The 15012-nt window shown below is 69.9% G+C and carries 13 protein-coding genes; 6 read left to right on the top strand and 7 right to left on the bottom strand.

The window, feature by feature from the left end; all coding sequences use genetic code 11:
- Positions 1-27: 27 nt before the first annotated feature.
- Positions 28-987, bottom strand: coding sequence for an AEC family transporter (locus I5071_RS01805; protein ID WP_236520131.1), 960 nt, complete (start codon positions 985-987; stop codon positions 28-30).
- Positions 988-1094: 107 nt separating this feature from the next.
- Between I5071_RS01805 and I5071_RS01800 the strand changes: the two genes are divergently transcribed.
- Complete coding sequence (locus I5071_RS01800; protein WP_236520130.1) at positions 1095-2264, top strand: two-component system sensor histidine kinase NtrB; 1170 nt, start codon at positions 1095-1097, stop codon at positions 2262-2264.
- Here the strand turns inward: I5071_RS01800 and I5071_RS01795 are convergent, their stop codons facing one another.
- The 3 genes from I5071_RS01795 to I5071_RS01785 are packed head-to-tail and all read right to left on the bottom strand — an operon-like array spanning position 2265 to position 4542.
- Positions 2265-2543 carry a SelT/SelW/SelH family protein gene (locus I5071_RS01795; protein WP_236520129.1) on the bottom strand — a complete coding sequence of 93 codons (279 nt, stop codon included), beginning with the start codon at positions 2541-2543 and terminating at the stop codon, positions 2265-2267.
- A complete protein-coding gene (locus I5071_RS01790) occupies positions 2540-2968 on the bottom strand; it encodes a DUF3592 domain-containing protein (RefSeq protein ID WP_236520128.1) in 429 nt (142 codons plus the stop codon). Before I5071_RS01790 ends, I5071_RS01795 begins: the two co-directional genes overlap by 4 nt.
- A complete protein-coding gene (locus I5071_RS01785; protein ID WP_236520127.1) occupies positions 2965-4542 on the bottom strand; it encodes an alanine/glycine:cation symporter family protein in 1578 nt (525 codons plus the stop codon). The genes I5071_RS01790 and I5071_RS01785 overlap by 4 nt, the downstream gene beginning before the upstream one ends.
- Before the next feature lie 64 nt (positions 4543-4606).
- On the opposite strand from I5071_RS01785, the gene pip reads away from it, so the two are divergent.
- From pip to I5071_RS01765, 4 genes are all read left to right on the top strand, one after another.
- Positions 4607-5566, top strand: coding sequence for a prolyl aminopeptidase (pip, locus tag I5071_RS01780; RefSeq protein WP_236520126.1), 960 nt, complete (start codon positions 4607-4609; stop codon positions 5564-5566).
- Positions 5567-5630: 64 nt separating this feature from the next.
- Positions 5631-6752, top strand: coding sequence for a hypothetical protein (locus I5071_RS01775; protein ID WP_236520125.1), 1122 nt, complete (start codon positions 5631-5633; stop codon positions 6750-6752).
- Entirely contained in the window at positions 6749-9193 is a 2445-nt protein-coding gene (locus I5071_RS01770) for a hypothetical protein (RefSeq protein WP_236520124.1), read from the top strand. Before I5071_RS01775 ends, I5071_RS01770 begins: the two co-directional genes overlap by 4 nt.
- A 147-nt stretch (positions 9194-9340) precedes the next feature.
- Positions 9341-9784 carry a hypothetical protein gene (locus I5071_RS01765; RefSeq protein WP_236520123.1) on the top strand — a complete coding sequence of 148 codons (444 nt, stop codon included), beginning with the start codon at positions 9341-9343 and terminating at the stop codon, positions 9782-9784.
- Between the two features lie 9 nt (positions 9785-9793).
- Here I5071_RS01765 and I5071_RS01760 read toward each other — a convergent pair whose 3' ends face one another.
- Positions 9794-10723 (bottom strand): MBL fold metallo-hydrolase, encoded by a 930-nt coding sequence (locus I5071_RS01760; protein WP_236520122.1) that lies wholly within the window; start codon positions 10721-10723, stop codon positions 9794-9796.
- Between the two features lie 39 nt (positions 10724-10762).
- Here I5071_RS01760 and I5071_RS01755 point away from each other — a divergent pair, with 39 nt between their 5' ends.
- Entirely contained in the window at positions 10763-11263 is a 501-nt protein-coding gene (locus tag I5071_RS01755) for a hypothetical protein (protein WP_236520121.1), read from the top strand.
- A gap of 67 nt (positions 11264-11330) precedes the next feature.
- Here I5071_RS01755 and I5071_RS01750 read toward each other — a convergent pair whose 3' ends face one another.
- Positions 11331-12401, bottom strand: coding sequence for a fatty acid desaturase family protein (locus I5071_RS01750; protein WP_236520120.1), 1071 nt, complete (start codon positions 12399-12401; stop codon positions 11331-11333).
- Positions 12402-12533: 132 nt separating this feature from the next.
- Positions 12534-14924 (bottom strand): serine/threonine-protein kinase, encoded by a 2391-nt coding sequence (locus I5071_RS01745; RefSeq protein ID WP_236520119.1) that lies wholly within the window; start codon positions 14922-14924, stop codon positions 12534-12536.
- Between the last annotated feature and the right edge of the window lie 88 nt (positions 14925-15012).

The following is a 15012-nucleotide window of genomic DNA, read 5'->3' as shown; positions in this document are numbered from 1 at the left end:
GCCACGCCGGAGCCGGCGCGTCCCCGGTTAGAACGATCGGGCGCCGAGGGCCAGGGCGAGCGCGGTGACGAGCGGGAGGGTGAGCACCGAGGCGAGGGTCGAGACGACGATCGCGGCGGCGACCCGATCACTGCCGATGCCCTGCTCGAAGGCCATCGAGAACGTGGTGATCGCGGCGGGCATCGCCGCGAGCAGGAGGAGCACCCGTGCCTCCTCGGCGTCGATCCAGCCGAGCGAGAGCGCGGGGATCGCCATCGCGACCGTGACGAGCGGGACCAGCACGATGCGCGCGCCGACGTGCGCGGCGACGCTCGCGTCGGCGCGCAGGCTCGCGCGGTTCGTGAAGAGATAGACGCCGAGCAGCACCATCGAGACCGGGGCCGCGGTGTCGCCGATCGGATCGAACGTGGCGCGCAGCGGCTCGAGCACCGAGTCGGGGAGCGCGCGGAGCGCGAGCCCGACGATCGGCGACCAGAGCAGCGGCTGCTTCGCGACGCGCTTCATCGCGGCACGCCCCTGCCCTTCGCCGCCGCCGCTCCAGCGCGCGAGGAGCAGCGGACCGAACGTCATCGCGCACGCGACGTGGATCGCCACCGCGACCGCCGCGGTGCCCAGCACCTCGCGGCCCAGCACCGCGTCGACGTAGGGCAGGCCGAGGTACGCGGTGTTCCCGAACGCCACGACGAGCGCGACGGTGCCGGTCTCGGTGCTCGCGCGATCGCCGAGCGCGCGGCCGACGGCGCGTACGATCGCGAGCGAGACGATCAGCGAGAGCGGTACGATCGCGAGGAACGCGGGGCGATGCGCGATCGAGGTGCGCGGATCGGAGAGCGACACGGCCACCAGCGCCGGGAACGCGAGGTGGAGGGCGAAGCGATTGAGCGCGTCGATCGCACGCGCCGGATCGTCGAAGATGCGCGCCCGCCCTGCGATCGCGCCGAGCGCGACGGGCAGCAGGAGCGACGCGAGCGAGACGGCGAGCGACACCGGCGCGGTGTCTACGTCGTCGTACCGGGCGACGCCAGCGAGAGCACGTTCGCGCAGCGCGCGTACATGCTTGCGAACCGCGCGCGGACACGGAAGGATGCCCGAGCGTGACCTCTGCCTCGCGCCTGCGCTTCGCTGCGAGCTTCGCGCCGACCGCGCGCCTCTTGCAGGCGGTGCTGGGCGGCGTGCCCGATGCGATCTTCGTGAAGGATCGCGACCGCCGGTACGTGCTCGTGAACGACGCGTTCGTGGCGCTCGCGGGCAAGCCGGTCGAGGAGGTCCTCGGCGCGCTCGACGCGCAGATCCTCGATGGCGAGCTCGCCGAGCGCTACGCGCGCACCGACGCGATCGTGCTCGAAGAGGGCCAGCCGGTGCGGGTCGAGGACGAGCGCTACGTCGACGGCGCGGGTGTGGCGCACTACCTCGCGACCACCAAGGTCCCGCTGCGCAACGAGGCGGACGAGGTCGCGTACGTGCTCGGCATCGTGCACGACCTCACACGCGCGAAGAGCGCGGAAGAGGCACTGCGCGTCGCGAACGAGGAGCTCGAGCGGCGCGTGGAGGAGCGCACCGAGGCGCTGCGCGGCGCGCAGCAGGCGCTCCTGCGCAAGGAGCGGCTCGCGGTGCTCGGTCAGCTCGCGGGCGGGCTCGCGCACCAGATCCGCAACCCGCTCGCGGCGATCACGAACGCGGCGAGCGTGCTCAAGCGACGCCTCGGCGATGCGGCGGACGGCGACGTGCAGGCGGCGCTCGCGGTGATCCGCGAGGAGGTCTGGGAGGCGAACCGGATCATCACGGACCTGCTCGACTACGCGCGCATCCGTCCGCCTTCGCTCGCGCCGGTCGCGGTCGGTCCGCTGATCGAGTCGGCGCTCGCGCTCGCGCGCCCGCAGGACGGGCTCAAGGTGGAGCAGCACATCGACGCGAGCCTGTCCGCGTGGATCGACGAGCGGCAGATGCGCGACGCGCTCGGCAACGTGATCCGCAACGCGGTCGAGGCGATGCCCGACGGCGGGAAGCTGACGATCGAGGCCGCCGCGGAGAACGAAGACGTGCTGATCGCGGTCGAGGACACCGGGCCGGGCCTCACGCGCGGATCGCTGACGTACCTCTTCGAGCCGCTGGTCACGAGCAAGCCGCTCGGCCTGGGCCTCGGCCTCGCGACCGCGAAGGCGCTGATCGAGAACCAGAGCGGGACGATCCAGGTGTCGACCGCGGCCGACGGCAACGGCGCGCGCTTCGAGATCCGCGTGCCGCGCGCGCCCGCCGACGGTTGATCAACGATCGGAGTGGCCGAGGTCGCGATCGGGATCGATGCGATCGCGGATCGCCTGCTTGAGCTCCTTGGGCTCGGGGAAGCGGCCCGCGTCCTTGCGCGAGAAGAGCAGCTCTCCGTCGATCGAGATCTCGAACACGCCGCCGGTCCCGGGCGCGAGCAGCACGTCGATCTGCGTGGGAAACGTCGTGAGCAGCTCCTGCGCGACCCACGCCGCGCGCGTGAGCCAGCGACACTGCGTGCAGTAGTGGATGCGCACCGTGGGACGCGCGTCGCTCATCGCAGCTTCCTCCGCTCGCGCTCGTAGAGCGTGAGCGTCACGAGCACGAGCACCGCACCGAACGCGAACCCGAAGCCCGGGATGCCGAGGAGCTGCGGCAGGCGATCGACACGACACACGCTGGGTCGCTCGGGCAGGAACACCATCGGCAGCGTGACGCCGATCGTGTGATCGCGCCGCGCGGCCATCTCGCACTGGCCCGACGTGGTCGGACCCCACACGCGCACCACCGCGACCTGACGGCGGTGGCGCCCGCTGCCGCGCGATTCGACGGCGATCACGGTGCCCTGGCCGTGCTCGCCGCGACGCATGAGCCGGATCGAGTCGCGGAGGAAAAACGCGCTCGACCCGAGCGTGAAGAGGCCGACGAAGAACACGCGCAGCATCACGTCCTGACGCGTGAGGCGCGGGCGCAGCATGCTCATCGTGGCCTCGTCATCGTGCCCCCACGATATCGCGCCCAGTAGTCGTCGAGCGCGCGCGTGACGCGCGGCAGGAGCAGCACGAGCCCGACGACGTTGGGGAACGCCATGCCGAGGATCATCAGGTCGGAGAAGTCGAGCACGCTGCCGAGGTGGAGCGATGCGCCGAGCACGGTGCACGCGAGGAAGAGGATCTTGTAGGCGAGCGACGCGCGCTCGGGCCCGATGCGCGCGCCGAGCAGCCACGTCGCGCAGCGCTCGCCGTAGTAGCTCCACGAGAGCATCGTCGCGTACGCGAAGAGCAGCACCGCGAGCGAGAGCACCCACGGGAACCACGGCATCACGGTCGCGAACGCGCGCGAGGTGAGCAGCACTCCGTCGCCGGTCGCGCCGGGCTCGCCGAGCACGCCGCTCACCACGACGACGAGCGCGGTGGTGTTGCAGATGACGATGGTGTCGATGAAGGGCTCGAGCAGCGCGACGATCCCCTCGCGCACCGGCTCGCCGGTGGTCGCGGCGGAGTGCGCGATCGACGCGGAGCCGATGCCCGCTTCGTTGGAGAAGCCGGCGCGCTGGAAGCCGACGACGAGCACGCCGACGAGCCCGCCGATCCCGGCGCGCGGCGAGAACGCCTCGCGCACGATGGTGACGATCGCATCGGGCACGCGTTCGGCATTGACGACGAGCACCGCGATCGCGCCGATCGTGTAGAGCACGCACATCGCGGGGACGAGCGCCTCCGCGACGCGCCCGATGCGCTTGATCCCGCCGAGGATGACGATGCCGACGAGCGCCGCGAGCGCGAGCCCGAAGAGCCAGCCGCGCCCCTCGAAGAGCGGCACGAGCGACGCGACCTGCGCGAACGCCTGGTTCGCCTGGAACATGTTGCCGCCGCCGAGGCTGCCGCCGATGCAGAGCACCGCGAACGTGATCGCGAGCGCCTTGCCGAGGCGCGGCATCGCGAGCTCGCGGAGGCCGGCCTCGAGGTAGTGCATCGGCCCGCCGGAGACGCGTCCCTGCGCGTCGATCTCGCGATAGAGCATGCCGAGCGTGCACTCGACCATCTTCGACGTCATGCCGAGGAAGCCCGCGACGGTCATCCACACCATCGCGCCGGGCCCGCCGAGCGACATCGCGATCGCGACGCCCGCGATGTTGCCGAGCCCGATCGTCCCCGAGAGCGCGGACGCGAGCGCCTGGAAGTGCGTGACCTCGCCCTTCTCGTGCGGCGCGTCCCACTGCCCCGCGGTGATCTCGAGCGCGTGACGGAACGCGCGCACGTTCACGAAGCGGAGGCGCAGCGTGAAGAAGAGCGCGCTGCACGCGAGCCAGAGCACGACGAGCGGGACGCGCATCGCGTCGTCCCAGAAGACCACGTCGAAGAAGATGAAAGCGGAGAGCGGATCGACGACCCACGCGCGGAACCCGGCGTCGAGCACGTCGGTGAAGGTCGATGGAGCGGGCGGAGGCGCGATGGGCGCGGGCGCGACCTCTTGCGCGCCCGCGAGCGCGACGAGGAGCGCGAGCGCGATCACGACGAGCGTCGTCACGACCATCGCGGAGCGGAGGCGATGCACGAGCGGATCGTAGCGGGCGTCCTCGCGCTTGTGTCCGCGCCATGGGTCCGTCAGGCTCGCGGCGATGAGTGAGAGCCGCCGTACCTCGTACCCGCCGATCGAGCCGCACGCGCAGGGCATGCTCGACGTGGGCTCGGGCCATCGCGTCTACTGGGAGGAGTCGGGCAACCCGAAGGGCAAGCCGGTCGTGTTCCTGCACGGCGGGCCGGGCGGAGGGACCGATCCGAAGCAGCGACGCTTCTTCGATCCCGAGCGCTATCGCATCGTGCTCTTCGATCAGCGCGGGTGTGGGCGGAGCACGCCGCACGCGTCGCTCGTCGACAACACGACGTGGCACCTGGTGTCGGACGTCGAGCGACTGCGCGAGCACCTCGGGATCGATCGCTGGCAGGTGTTCGGCGGGAGCTGGGGCTCGACGCTCGCGCTCGCGTACGCGCAGAAGCACCCGGAGCGGGTGACCGAGCTGGTGCTGCGCGGGATCTTCCTGCTGCGACGCGCCGAGCTGCTGTGGTTCTACCAGCACGGCACGAGCGAGATGTTCCCCGACGCGTGGCAGCACTTCCTCGCGCCGATCCCCGAGAGCGAGCGCGGCGATCTGATGAGCGCGTACCACAAGCGCCTCACGAGCGACGACGCGCACACGCGCCAGGAAGCGGCGCGTGCGTGGAGCGTGTGGGAGGCGCGCACGAGCTTCCTGTTGGCGCGCGAAGATCACGTCGCGCGCGCGGCGGCGGACGCGTTCAGCCTCGCGTTCGCGCGCATCGAGTGCCACTACTTCGTGAACGACGGATTCCTCGCGCGCGAGGATCAGCTGCTCGCGGACGTCGATCGCATCCGCCACATCCCGGCGGTGATCGTGCACGGCCGCTACGACGTGGTGTGCCCGGCGCGCAACGCGTGGGACCTGCACCAGCGCTGGCCGGAGGCCGAGCTCAAGATCGTCGAGGACGCGGGCCACTCGGCCTACGAGCCCGGCATCATGCACGAGCTCGTGACCGCGACCGATCGCTTCGCGGGGAAGTAGCAGGCTTCACGCAACGCCCGGCGCTGCCGTGCCGAAGAGGCCGCGTTCGCGACGCGGAGCCGGCATGCGCAAGATCGTTCGCTTCAGAGCGTGGTCCTTCGAGTACGTGCTCGGCGATCGGTTCGCGCTCACGTCACTGGCGCGTTCGGCCGCACACGTCGTCGTCGAGGCACGCGACGCACACGCCATCGTCGCGCGTCACGCCCCACAGCTACGGGCAGCGCTCCGCGATGTGATCGAGGGCCTAGCGCCCGGCAGCGCAACACACCTGTCCGACGGAGACGTCGAACGGCTTGTCCTCGACGAGCTCCGGCCGGTCGCAGGGCGCATCGCGCTGTACCGCCGCGCCGTGGCGATCGCACGTGCTGCGCACATACCGCCCCGGCCCGCATCGCCCGCGGCCGCCACGCCCGAGCCGACCACGTCGTTCCTCGCGGTGCGCTGCGTGGACCAGTACGGCACGGTGATTCCCGACGTCCGCATCACGGTGGCCCTGGCGGACGGGGCGGAGCGCGTCGTGTCGACCGACTCCGCGGGCACGGTGGATCTCCCCGGGCTCGACGGCGCTCTGCGGACATGCGAGCTGCGGTTCACGGACCTCCTCCAGGACTGCCGTCGGGTCGTCGAGGACGAGCCGATCCCTGCCGAGCAGAAAGAGGCCGATCGCGACACGTCGTGGCGCCGCCGCGACGTCGCGATCGACGCGGCGTCACTCGAGCTCGCGCTGGGGATGCGCCACGAGCTCGTGATCGACGTTCCGGCGTTCGCGGTCGAGGTCCACATCGACGCGGATCGCCCGCAAAGCCGCAACGACTCGATCCGTCTCTTCACGAGCGACGACGACGGCGCGACGTACGACCGCAGGTACCGACTCTCCTCGTCCCCACACGTGACCGAGATCGACGACAGCTACCTGTGCGCGGTCTTCCGCGGGATCACGCCCCATCGGCCCTACAGCCTCGAGATCGATCCGGAGAGCGCCAGGGACGAGGAGGAGGACGCCTATTTCGTATTCCAGAGCATCGAGCTTCCCGTGCGGACGAGACCACGTACGTCGGAGTCGCTCGACTGGACGAACGGCGTTGCGATCTGCGGCGATGCGGAGGACCCGACGAGCGCGCCGGAGCTGCCCTTGTCGCACTGCGGCGTTCCCCAGGACAGCGAAGAAGACGAGGAGAGAACGTGAGGACCATCGATACGGACGTGATCCTCTTCACGGGCTATCGGTACGTGGCCTCGAGCTGCTGGCTCCACATCGAGCCGGTCGGCCACGACGATGGACAGCAGGTCGGACGCCTCCGCGGCACGACTCGAAATGGATTTCTCTTTGCGACTTCTTCCGCCGACGTGACGGACGGAGCATTCGCATCACTCAGTCCGAGAATCGAGCTCTCGGCTGCTTCGAGTCGCGCTCCTGAAGCGCTGATGAAGGCTCTCGCGAACTTCTGGCAATACGGAGATCCCGGCGCGCAGAGCGGCCGACGCGACGAGTCGCGCATGCATCCGGTCCACTACTCGACGACTGGCTCGCAGCCGATCCGACCGTCGTTCGCGCGTGCAGCCCACCTGATGGAGGACGTGCCCTATCGCGTTCGCATGGACTGGGCGCTTCCGTATTGCCTGAAGGCCGAGGGACAGGACACGGATCTCCATCCGTTCGAGCTTCGGAGCGCGCGCGTGCAAGGACGCACGCTGGAACGCACCGGCGAGTCTCATTGGAACCGAACTTACCTGGTCAGGTTCCGACGTAGTGCGAGCTGGAGCACGGAACGTACGTACGTCACCGAGGTCCTCGCCGACGACGGAACGGTGCTCAGGACGATCTCTCCGCCGCGACCGTCGCGCTCCGATCCCGCGTGGATGACGAGACCACCGAGCGAGCCGAGCACCGAGCCGGGATCCCCGCGCCCGCGCCTCGCGCTCCCGCACTTCGAGGGCTTCCTGCTCCTCCACAAGCTCTGGCTGTTCATGGTCGACGCATACGAGCACATCTGCTCGTTCCGGCTCGCTCAGGCGAACCTCCTGCGTGATCGGTTCCGACTGGGATCGTTGCGAACGATGTTCGAGTACGCGGGCGGGAGCACGGAGGACGCGGATGCGCGGCGTTACGTCGGTGAAGCGCTCCGACTGATCCACGCGTTCAGCGGGCAACTCGACGAGAACGAACGAGATCTACAGGCCGCCTACGAACGCAGCTCCGACGCGACGTTCGGCTATCTCGTCGAAGTGTTCGGTCAGGAGGGCGAGTCGAGCATCCGTGGAACGATGCACAGAGACTGGTACTCGTTCCCTCAGTTCCTCGGTCCACTCACGTTCCTCGATCTCGCGGTGTGGCTCGTCCGGCAGAGCCACAGGGCGGACGACTTCTACCGACGCTACGGCCGCGACATGTTGCGCCCTCCCGGAGGGAGCTGGAGCGCTGTTTCGGAGTCGGACGATCCGATGATCGTCGACGAGCGATTCGTCGATGACCCCGATCCCACCGAGCTAGCCAATGACGTCCTGGGATGGGCGAAGCGGTCGCTGAAGGTCTACGCGTCCGTGAACCAGCTCTTCGTGTACCACCACGCGCGCTTTCTCTTCGAGGAGCACGCGATCGTCACCGGCGGCGACTTCACGCACCAGCCGAGCCTCGAGGAGCTTCGCGACTTCGCGAACTATCTCGCGAACGACAGATCGAGCGCGCAGTGGGAACAGATGTTCAACAGTCGTGTCTCCGGCGCGGACGTGCCGGAGACGCTCTACGGGGGAGGGCCTGGCGCCCTCCATCAGCGCGTCGAGCAGGTGCGCTACGCGAATCGACGCACCTTTCCGGCGATCGCGTCGGCGCTCGACGCCATCGCCAGCGCGATCACGCTCACGGACATCGTCGCCCGCCATCAACAGGACCCCAGCAGTCTGGGCGGCCAGCAGATCTACGATCTGGCCACGAACACACTGGGCCTGACTCAAGCGATGGCCTCACTGGCGGGATACGACTCTGCGCGATTCGTGACGGGGCTCGGTCACGCGCTCGCCGTTGCCGAGATCGGGTACTCGGGATATCAGGCGTTCGATGCGTTCGTCCGCGAGGACTACTACACGGGCACGATGCGCTCGCTGCAGGCCGCAGGCGCAACTGCAGTGTTCGCATCGGGATTTCTCGCGGCGACGGGGGGAGGGACTCCACTCGCCATCGTCACGTGGGCGGGTGGAACGGCCGTCGTGATCGGGGCCGAGATCGCACTGTGGGTCGATCAGCAATTGCGCGAAGATCATCAACGTCACGCCCAGGCTCTGTGGGAGAGCTTGCAAGACGAAGCCATCGAGTGGGAGTGGGACGAGGTCGCGCGGCGCCCGGCCGTCGTCACACCGGCGCTGCGTCGTGTGCTCGCGGAGCACGCGCGGGAGAAGCGTCGCTGGTCGGATGCCACAGTCGATCACCGGCGCCTTGCGAACCTCATCGACACACGCACCACGTGGATGAATTTTCCGAGTGCTCGCTGGCGATATCTCGACATGCACGATGACGCGAGCCGGGCCGACTACGCTGCATATTGCCGACGTCTCGGAGGGTCTGCGGAAGGAGCTGCACCACCACTTCCCCGTGCCCTCCCGCCCAGGTCGACGCTCTCGATCGAGTGGTGAGCCATGTCGCCGCTGATGAATCGTCGTCGAATCGCGGTCGCCGCAATCCTCCTCGCGACAGGGCACTGGCTCGCACGATACGACTCGCCGCTCGCGCGCCCGCTGCGTGCGCTGAGTGGAGGAGACTGGCTGCTCGCGACCGGACAGGTGGTGGCGCTCGCGGCTGCTGCGTGGCTCGTCGGACGCGAGGTCGACGCGGCTGCGGCCGGGCGAGACGCTCGGTCGGTCGGGACGTGGCTCGGTGCCGGCGCAGTGATCGCGAGCTTGGGCGCGCCGCTGTCGTACTTCGCTCGGTTCGACGATCTGATGCTCGCGCAGTCACTCGCCGCATTCGCGCTGTTGGGGAGCGCGACTGGATACACTGCATCACGCTGGAGGGCGCTGCAGGACCATCCCTGGACGATGATCTCGCTCGCGAGCGCCGCCAGCCTGTTGGCCTCGGGCTACGCGTTCCGGTGGTACTGGGTCACGACGGACGGGCCGACGGTCCTGTTCTCGTGCGCGGCCATGGTGCTGGCGACGATGACGATCGCAGCTCGCATCTCACACCGAAGGAGGCAGCGCGGAGAACGCACGCGCGACGATCGCTAGAGCCCCGCGTCAGGCGCTGCGGGCCTTGCGCACGACGTGCGCGAGGCCTTGCGCGTTGAGCGCGAGATCGAACGCGAGCAGCTGGCGATCCTTCTCGTCCCCGACGAGGCCCCGGCGCGCGAGCGCTTGCTCCATCGCGGCTTCGAGCTTCGCGCGGATCGTGGGCTCGAGGGATCCGTCGTCGAGGCTCGCGACGTCGCGCATCGCGCGCTCCGAGACGTCGATCCACCACCGCAGCTGATCGGCGATCTCGCCGACGCGATCGACCTCGCCGAAGTGCGTCGGGCAAACCGTGCGCGTCTCGAGCGCGACCACACGATCGATGCTCTCTCGCGCCGCGGCGGCATCGAACTCGGTGGGGCTCGTGCTCGGGAACGCGAAGCGCCCGGCGCGCTGCAGGTGCGGATAGACGAGCCCGAACGTGTCGCCGGTGTACACGGTGCCGCGCGCGGGATCGTGCACGACGAAGTGGTGGTTCGCGTGACCGCGCGTGTGCAGCACCTGCAGCGTCGCGCCGCCGAGCTCGAACGTCGCGCCGTCGTCGAGCGCGCGCACCCGCGATGCGTCGATGGGCTCGATCGTGCCGTAGAGCTGCGCGAACGTGTCGGCGCCGTACACCTGCGTCGCGCTCGCGACGAGCTTCGCCGGATCGACGAGGTGCTTCGCCGCACGCGGATGCGCGAGCACGGTCGCGTTCGGGCAGAGCTTCGCGAGGGCCGAGGTGCCGCCCGCGTGATCGAGGTGCACGTGCGTGACCACGATCCAGCGCACCTGCTCCGGCGCGAGCTCTTCGCGCGCCAGCGCGTCCATCAGCTTCGGCGCGGCGTGCGCGGTGTTCGTCTCGATGAACGCAGCCTCGTCGCCCTGCACGCGCAGGTACGCGCACGCGAGGCCGGGCATGACGTAGTCGCAGTCGACGGTGACGAGGCGCGGATTCATGGCGCGCAACTTACCGCTGCGGGACGATGATCACCACGAATGGAGCCGAGCTCGCGCAACATGGCGATGGGACGGATCACCGGCCTTCCCGAGGGCCGCGAGATCGTCGTCGCGATGCACACCGCGCTGCCGCCCTCCGAAGAGGAGTGGAACGCGTGGGTCGCGATGCTCGAGGAGCGATCACGCGCCGTCGACTGGGACCTCGCGCGCGTCGGCAACCTCGCGATCACCGACGGCGGGGCGCCCGACCTCACCCAGCGTGCCCCGGTGAACGCGCTCATCGCGCAGGGCCGCACGTATCCGAACGTCGCGCTCGTCACCGTGTCGACGGTCGTGCGCACCGTCGCGCGCGCGTTCACGCTCTTCAACCCGCGCTTCGCGGTGTTCGTGCCGGGCCACATCGTGGACGCGCTCGCGTGGCTCGGCGTCCAGCCCGGCAACGAACGCGCGGTCCTCGAGGCTCTGGTCGAGATCGAGCGCGACGCGCTCGGCCCCGGCCGGGTCGCGACGCTCGGCGCGATCCGCCGCGCGCTGCGTTGATCTCAGCTGGAGTGCTCGCCCGCCCGGACGGAGGTCCGGAGCAGGCGAGCCGATTCTTGGAGCCTCTTCAGGCCGGAACGGCCGCGAGCACTTCGGGGCGCGTCAGGTCGAAGCGCTGCACGCGCGACTTGAGCAGCGCGATGATCTCCTCGTCGCTGCGCGGCTGCTCCGCGAGGTCGACGAAGTGCTTCGCGAGCACGTCGTAGCGCTTCAGCATCAGGAAGAACCAGACCTGGAAGAAGTCGATCCCCTGGAAGATGATCGCGCCGTTCGCCGCGTACTTCGCGCGGTTCGCGAGCAGCTCGCCGGGGTGCTCGGTCCAGTGACGGTTCGCCACGAGGTGATGCGAGATGTGGTAGCCGTCGTTGAACGCGCGCTGGTTGTAGCGGACGTTGACGCAGGTGATCGACGACTTGTAGCTGTTGCCCGGATCGTTCTGATCGATGAACGCGTGCTGGCCCCAGTTGCCGCACATCATCAGGAAGCGGCAGAGCAGGAACGGCACGACGAAGATCGTGAGCGTCGGACCGGGGCTCAGCGCGAGTCCGAGCGCGACGAGCGCGTAGAACGAGAGCTCACCCGCGATCATCCACGCGAAGAGGCGCGGGCGCTTCTTGCCGAGCTGGTACGCGGCCAGCTTGAAGATCGACAGGAAGAAGAAGTCGCTCCAGTAGCGGAAGAAGTCGACCAGCGAGTCGCGCTGGTACTTCATCGTCGACGACAGGTCGCGCGGCAGGTTGCCCTCCGCGTGATGCATCGTGATGTGATGGATGTAGTAGGTCTCCGGGGTCTCGCCGCAGAAGGGCCCGAGCACCCACGGGATGTAGAACTTCGCCCAGCCATGCTCGCGCTTGAACAGCGGCTTGTGGCTGGTGTTGTGCAGCATGAGGATGTAGCGATCGAAGAACGCGCCGAAGAGCACCGCCCAGTAGAGCGGCGCCATCCACCAGCGGAACACGCCCGGCCAGTAGAGGACGATCGCGAGCGGGATCAGCACGAGCGTCATCTGCAGCGAGAGCCACACGAAGGGCAGGTCTCGCTCGTCGCGGATGAAGCGCAGCGCGAGCTTCTCGAACGCGTTGCGTTCCGCCTTGGGCGTGAACGTGGGATCGGTGAGCTCGAGCGTTCGGACGGCCATTCTCGTTCTTCCCGTTCGCCCTGCGCCTCTGGAGCGCAAGCGCGGGGCGGAGGATGCCGGACGATGCTGGATCCGGCAAACGCGCACTCCCCTGCGCACGTCAGGCGATGACGACGCTCACCGCGTAACGGACTACGCGGCCCAGATCTGCTCGCAGCGCGCGCGCACCTTGCGGCGCAGCTCGGCGAAGTCGGGCTGGGTGCGCGCCTGCTCGATCAGCGGGCATCGATCCATCCATTCGAGATCGACCAGCACGCTGTCCGCGCCGCCGCGCACGTGCTCCATCATGCGCTCGGTCTCGCCGAGGCGACCGTACGCCTCCGCGCTCAGCTGGTGCACGAGCGAGCGGAAGCGGTCGCTGACGTTGCCCGCGATCAGCGCGCGCAGGCGCTCGATGCCCTGCAGCACGTCGCGGTCGCCGAGCATCACGCGCGCGTACAGCATCATGAAGGGCGCCGACGGGACGTCGAGGTTCTCGAGCAGCGCGATGCCGCGGCGGATGCGCGCTTCGTCACGCCGGAACGCGCCGACGCGCACGAGCTGCTGCGCGAGGAAGGGCTCCTTCGTCGGGTCGTCGGCCCACTTCTCGGCGATCGCGTCGAACACCGCGAGGTCCCCGTACTGCCCGTTCCACCGCATCTTCTCGAGCGACGCGAAGAGCAGGTTGGGATCGAGCTGCAGCGCGAGATCGATGCGCTGCAGGCCCTCCTTCGCGCGGCCCGCCTCGACCTGCAGCATGCCGAGGAACTGGTGCGCCTCGGGGAGCGTCGGCGCGATGGTGAGCGCGGTGCGCGCCGCGCCGACCGCCTCGCGATAGCGGCCGTGCTGCGATGCGAGCTGGGCGCGTGCGTAGTGCGTCTCCGCGAGATCGGGCGCGCGCTCGACCGCACGCTCGATCGCACGCGCCGCCTCGGCGCCCCAGTCGCGCGTGGAGTCGGGCGACGGCAGGAACCACGCGCGCACGCACGCGGTCGCGTAGCTCGCATAGGCGGGCGCGAAGTCGGGCGCGAGCTCGATCACGCGCTCGAGCGCCTCGGCGGTCTCCACCGGGCTCACCGCGTTCGCGGTGCGCAGGCGATGCCGCGCGCGCAGGTAGAGCTCGAGCGCCTCGGGGGAGATCGCGCCCGCCGCACCGACGCCGTGCAGCGAGAGCCGCAGCGACTCCGCGATGCGCTGCGCGACGCGCTCCTGCACCGCGAAGAGATCCTCGACCTCGCTGTCGAAGCGCTCGCTCCACTGCTGCACGCCGGTGCCCACGTCGAGCAGGCGGACCGTCACCCGCAGGCGCGGTCCCGCGACCTGCACGGTGCCGTCGATCACGTAGTCGACCGAGAGCGAGCGCCCGATCTCGCGCGCGTCGCGCGAGCCGTCGAGGTGCTGCACCGCGCCGCGACCGAGCACGCGCAGGCCGCGCGTCCGCGAGAGCACGTCGATCAGCTCGTCGCCGATGCCGGGCGCGAGCCAGTCCTGATCGCTCGGCCCGCGGTACGCGAAGGGCACCACCGCGAGCGCGCGATCACCACGCAGCAGCGGCGCGACGGGCGAGCGGTTCGACGTCGGCGTCGAGGTCGCCGACGCGATCGAGACGTTCGAGAGGCTGACGATCGATCCCGTGCCCGCGACCTCGACGAGCGCGCGCGCGAGGCTCGCCGCATCGGGGTGGCGACGCGCGGGATCGCGCTCGAGGCTGCGCATCACGATCTCCGCGAGCGCATCGGGGACGCCCACGAGCGAGCGCGGATCGGGCGCCGGATGCTGCAGGCGCTTCACCGCTGCGGCGATCGGCGTCTCGGCGGCGAACGCGGCCTCGCCCGTGAGCAGCTCGAAGAGCACGAGGCCGAGCGCGTAGAGATCGGCGCGGGCGTCGACGGTGCGCCCCGCGATCTGCTCGGGCGCCATGTAGAGCGGCGTGCCGACGATGCCGCCGGTGCGCTGTGCGGCGTCGGCGTCGAGCGCACGCGCGATGCCGAAGTCGGTCACCACGACGCGCGAGGTCCGCGCCTCGATGAGCACGTTGTCGGGCTTGAGGTCGCGATGCACCACGCCCGCCGCGTGCGCGGCCGCGAGCCCGTCGGCGATCTGCGCCGCGATGCGCGCCGCGCGATCGGACGCGAGGCGGCGCTCCTTCTCGATCACGCGCGAGAGGCTCGGCCCCTCGATGAGCTCCATCGTGAGGAAGTGGACGCCGCCCTGGCTCCCGAGGTCGTGGGTGCGCGCGACGTGCGGGCTCGTGATGCGGCGCGCGAGGCGCACCTCGCGGCGGAACCGCTCGATCGCGCGCTCCGCTCCGTCGTGCAGCGAGAGCGTCTTGAGCGCGACCGTCTCGCCGACCATCTCGTCGCGGACGCGCCACACCGAGCCCATGCCGCCGCGCCCGAGGAGCGACTCGACGAGGTAACGACCGGCGAAGAGCTGACCCGGCACGAGGTCGGCGCCGGGCGCGACGTGCTTCTCGCGGGGCCCCGACTCCTCGTCGACCAACGACGCGTCGAGGGTCGCGTCGCGATCTTCGCGCTCACCCACGTCGGCCACTTTACCAGAGCGCCCCACCACGATCGTCTCTGAGTCGTCGCCTCTCGGCCGTCGAGCCCGTGCGCGGGGGATTCACGAA

This window comes from Sandaracinus amylolyticus, assembly GCF_021631985.1.
Taxonomy (GTDB): Bacteria; Myxococcota_A; Polyangia; order Polyangiales; family Sandaracinaceae; genus Sandaracinus; species Sandaracinus amylolyticus_A.
This window is presented reverse-complemented; position numbering and strand designations above follow the sequence as displayed.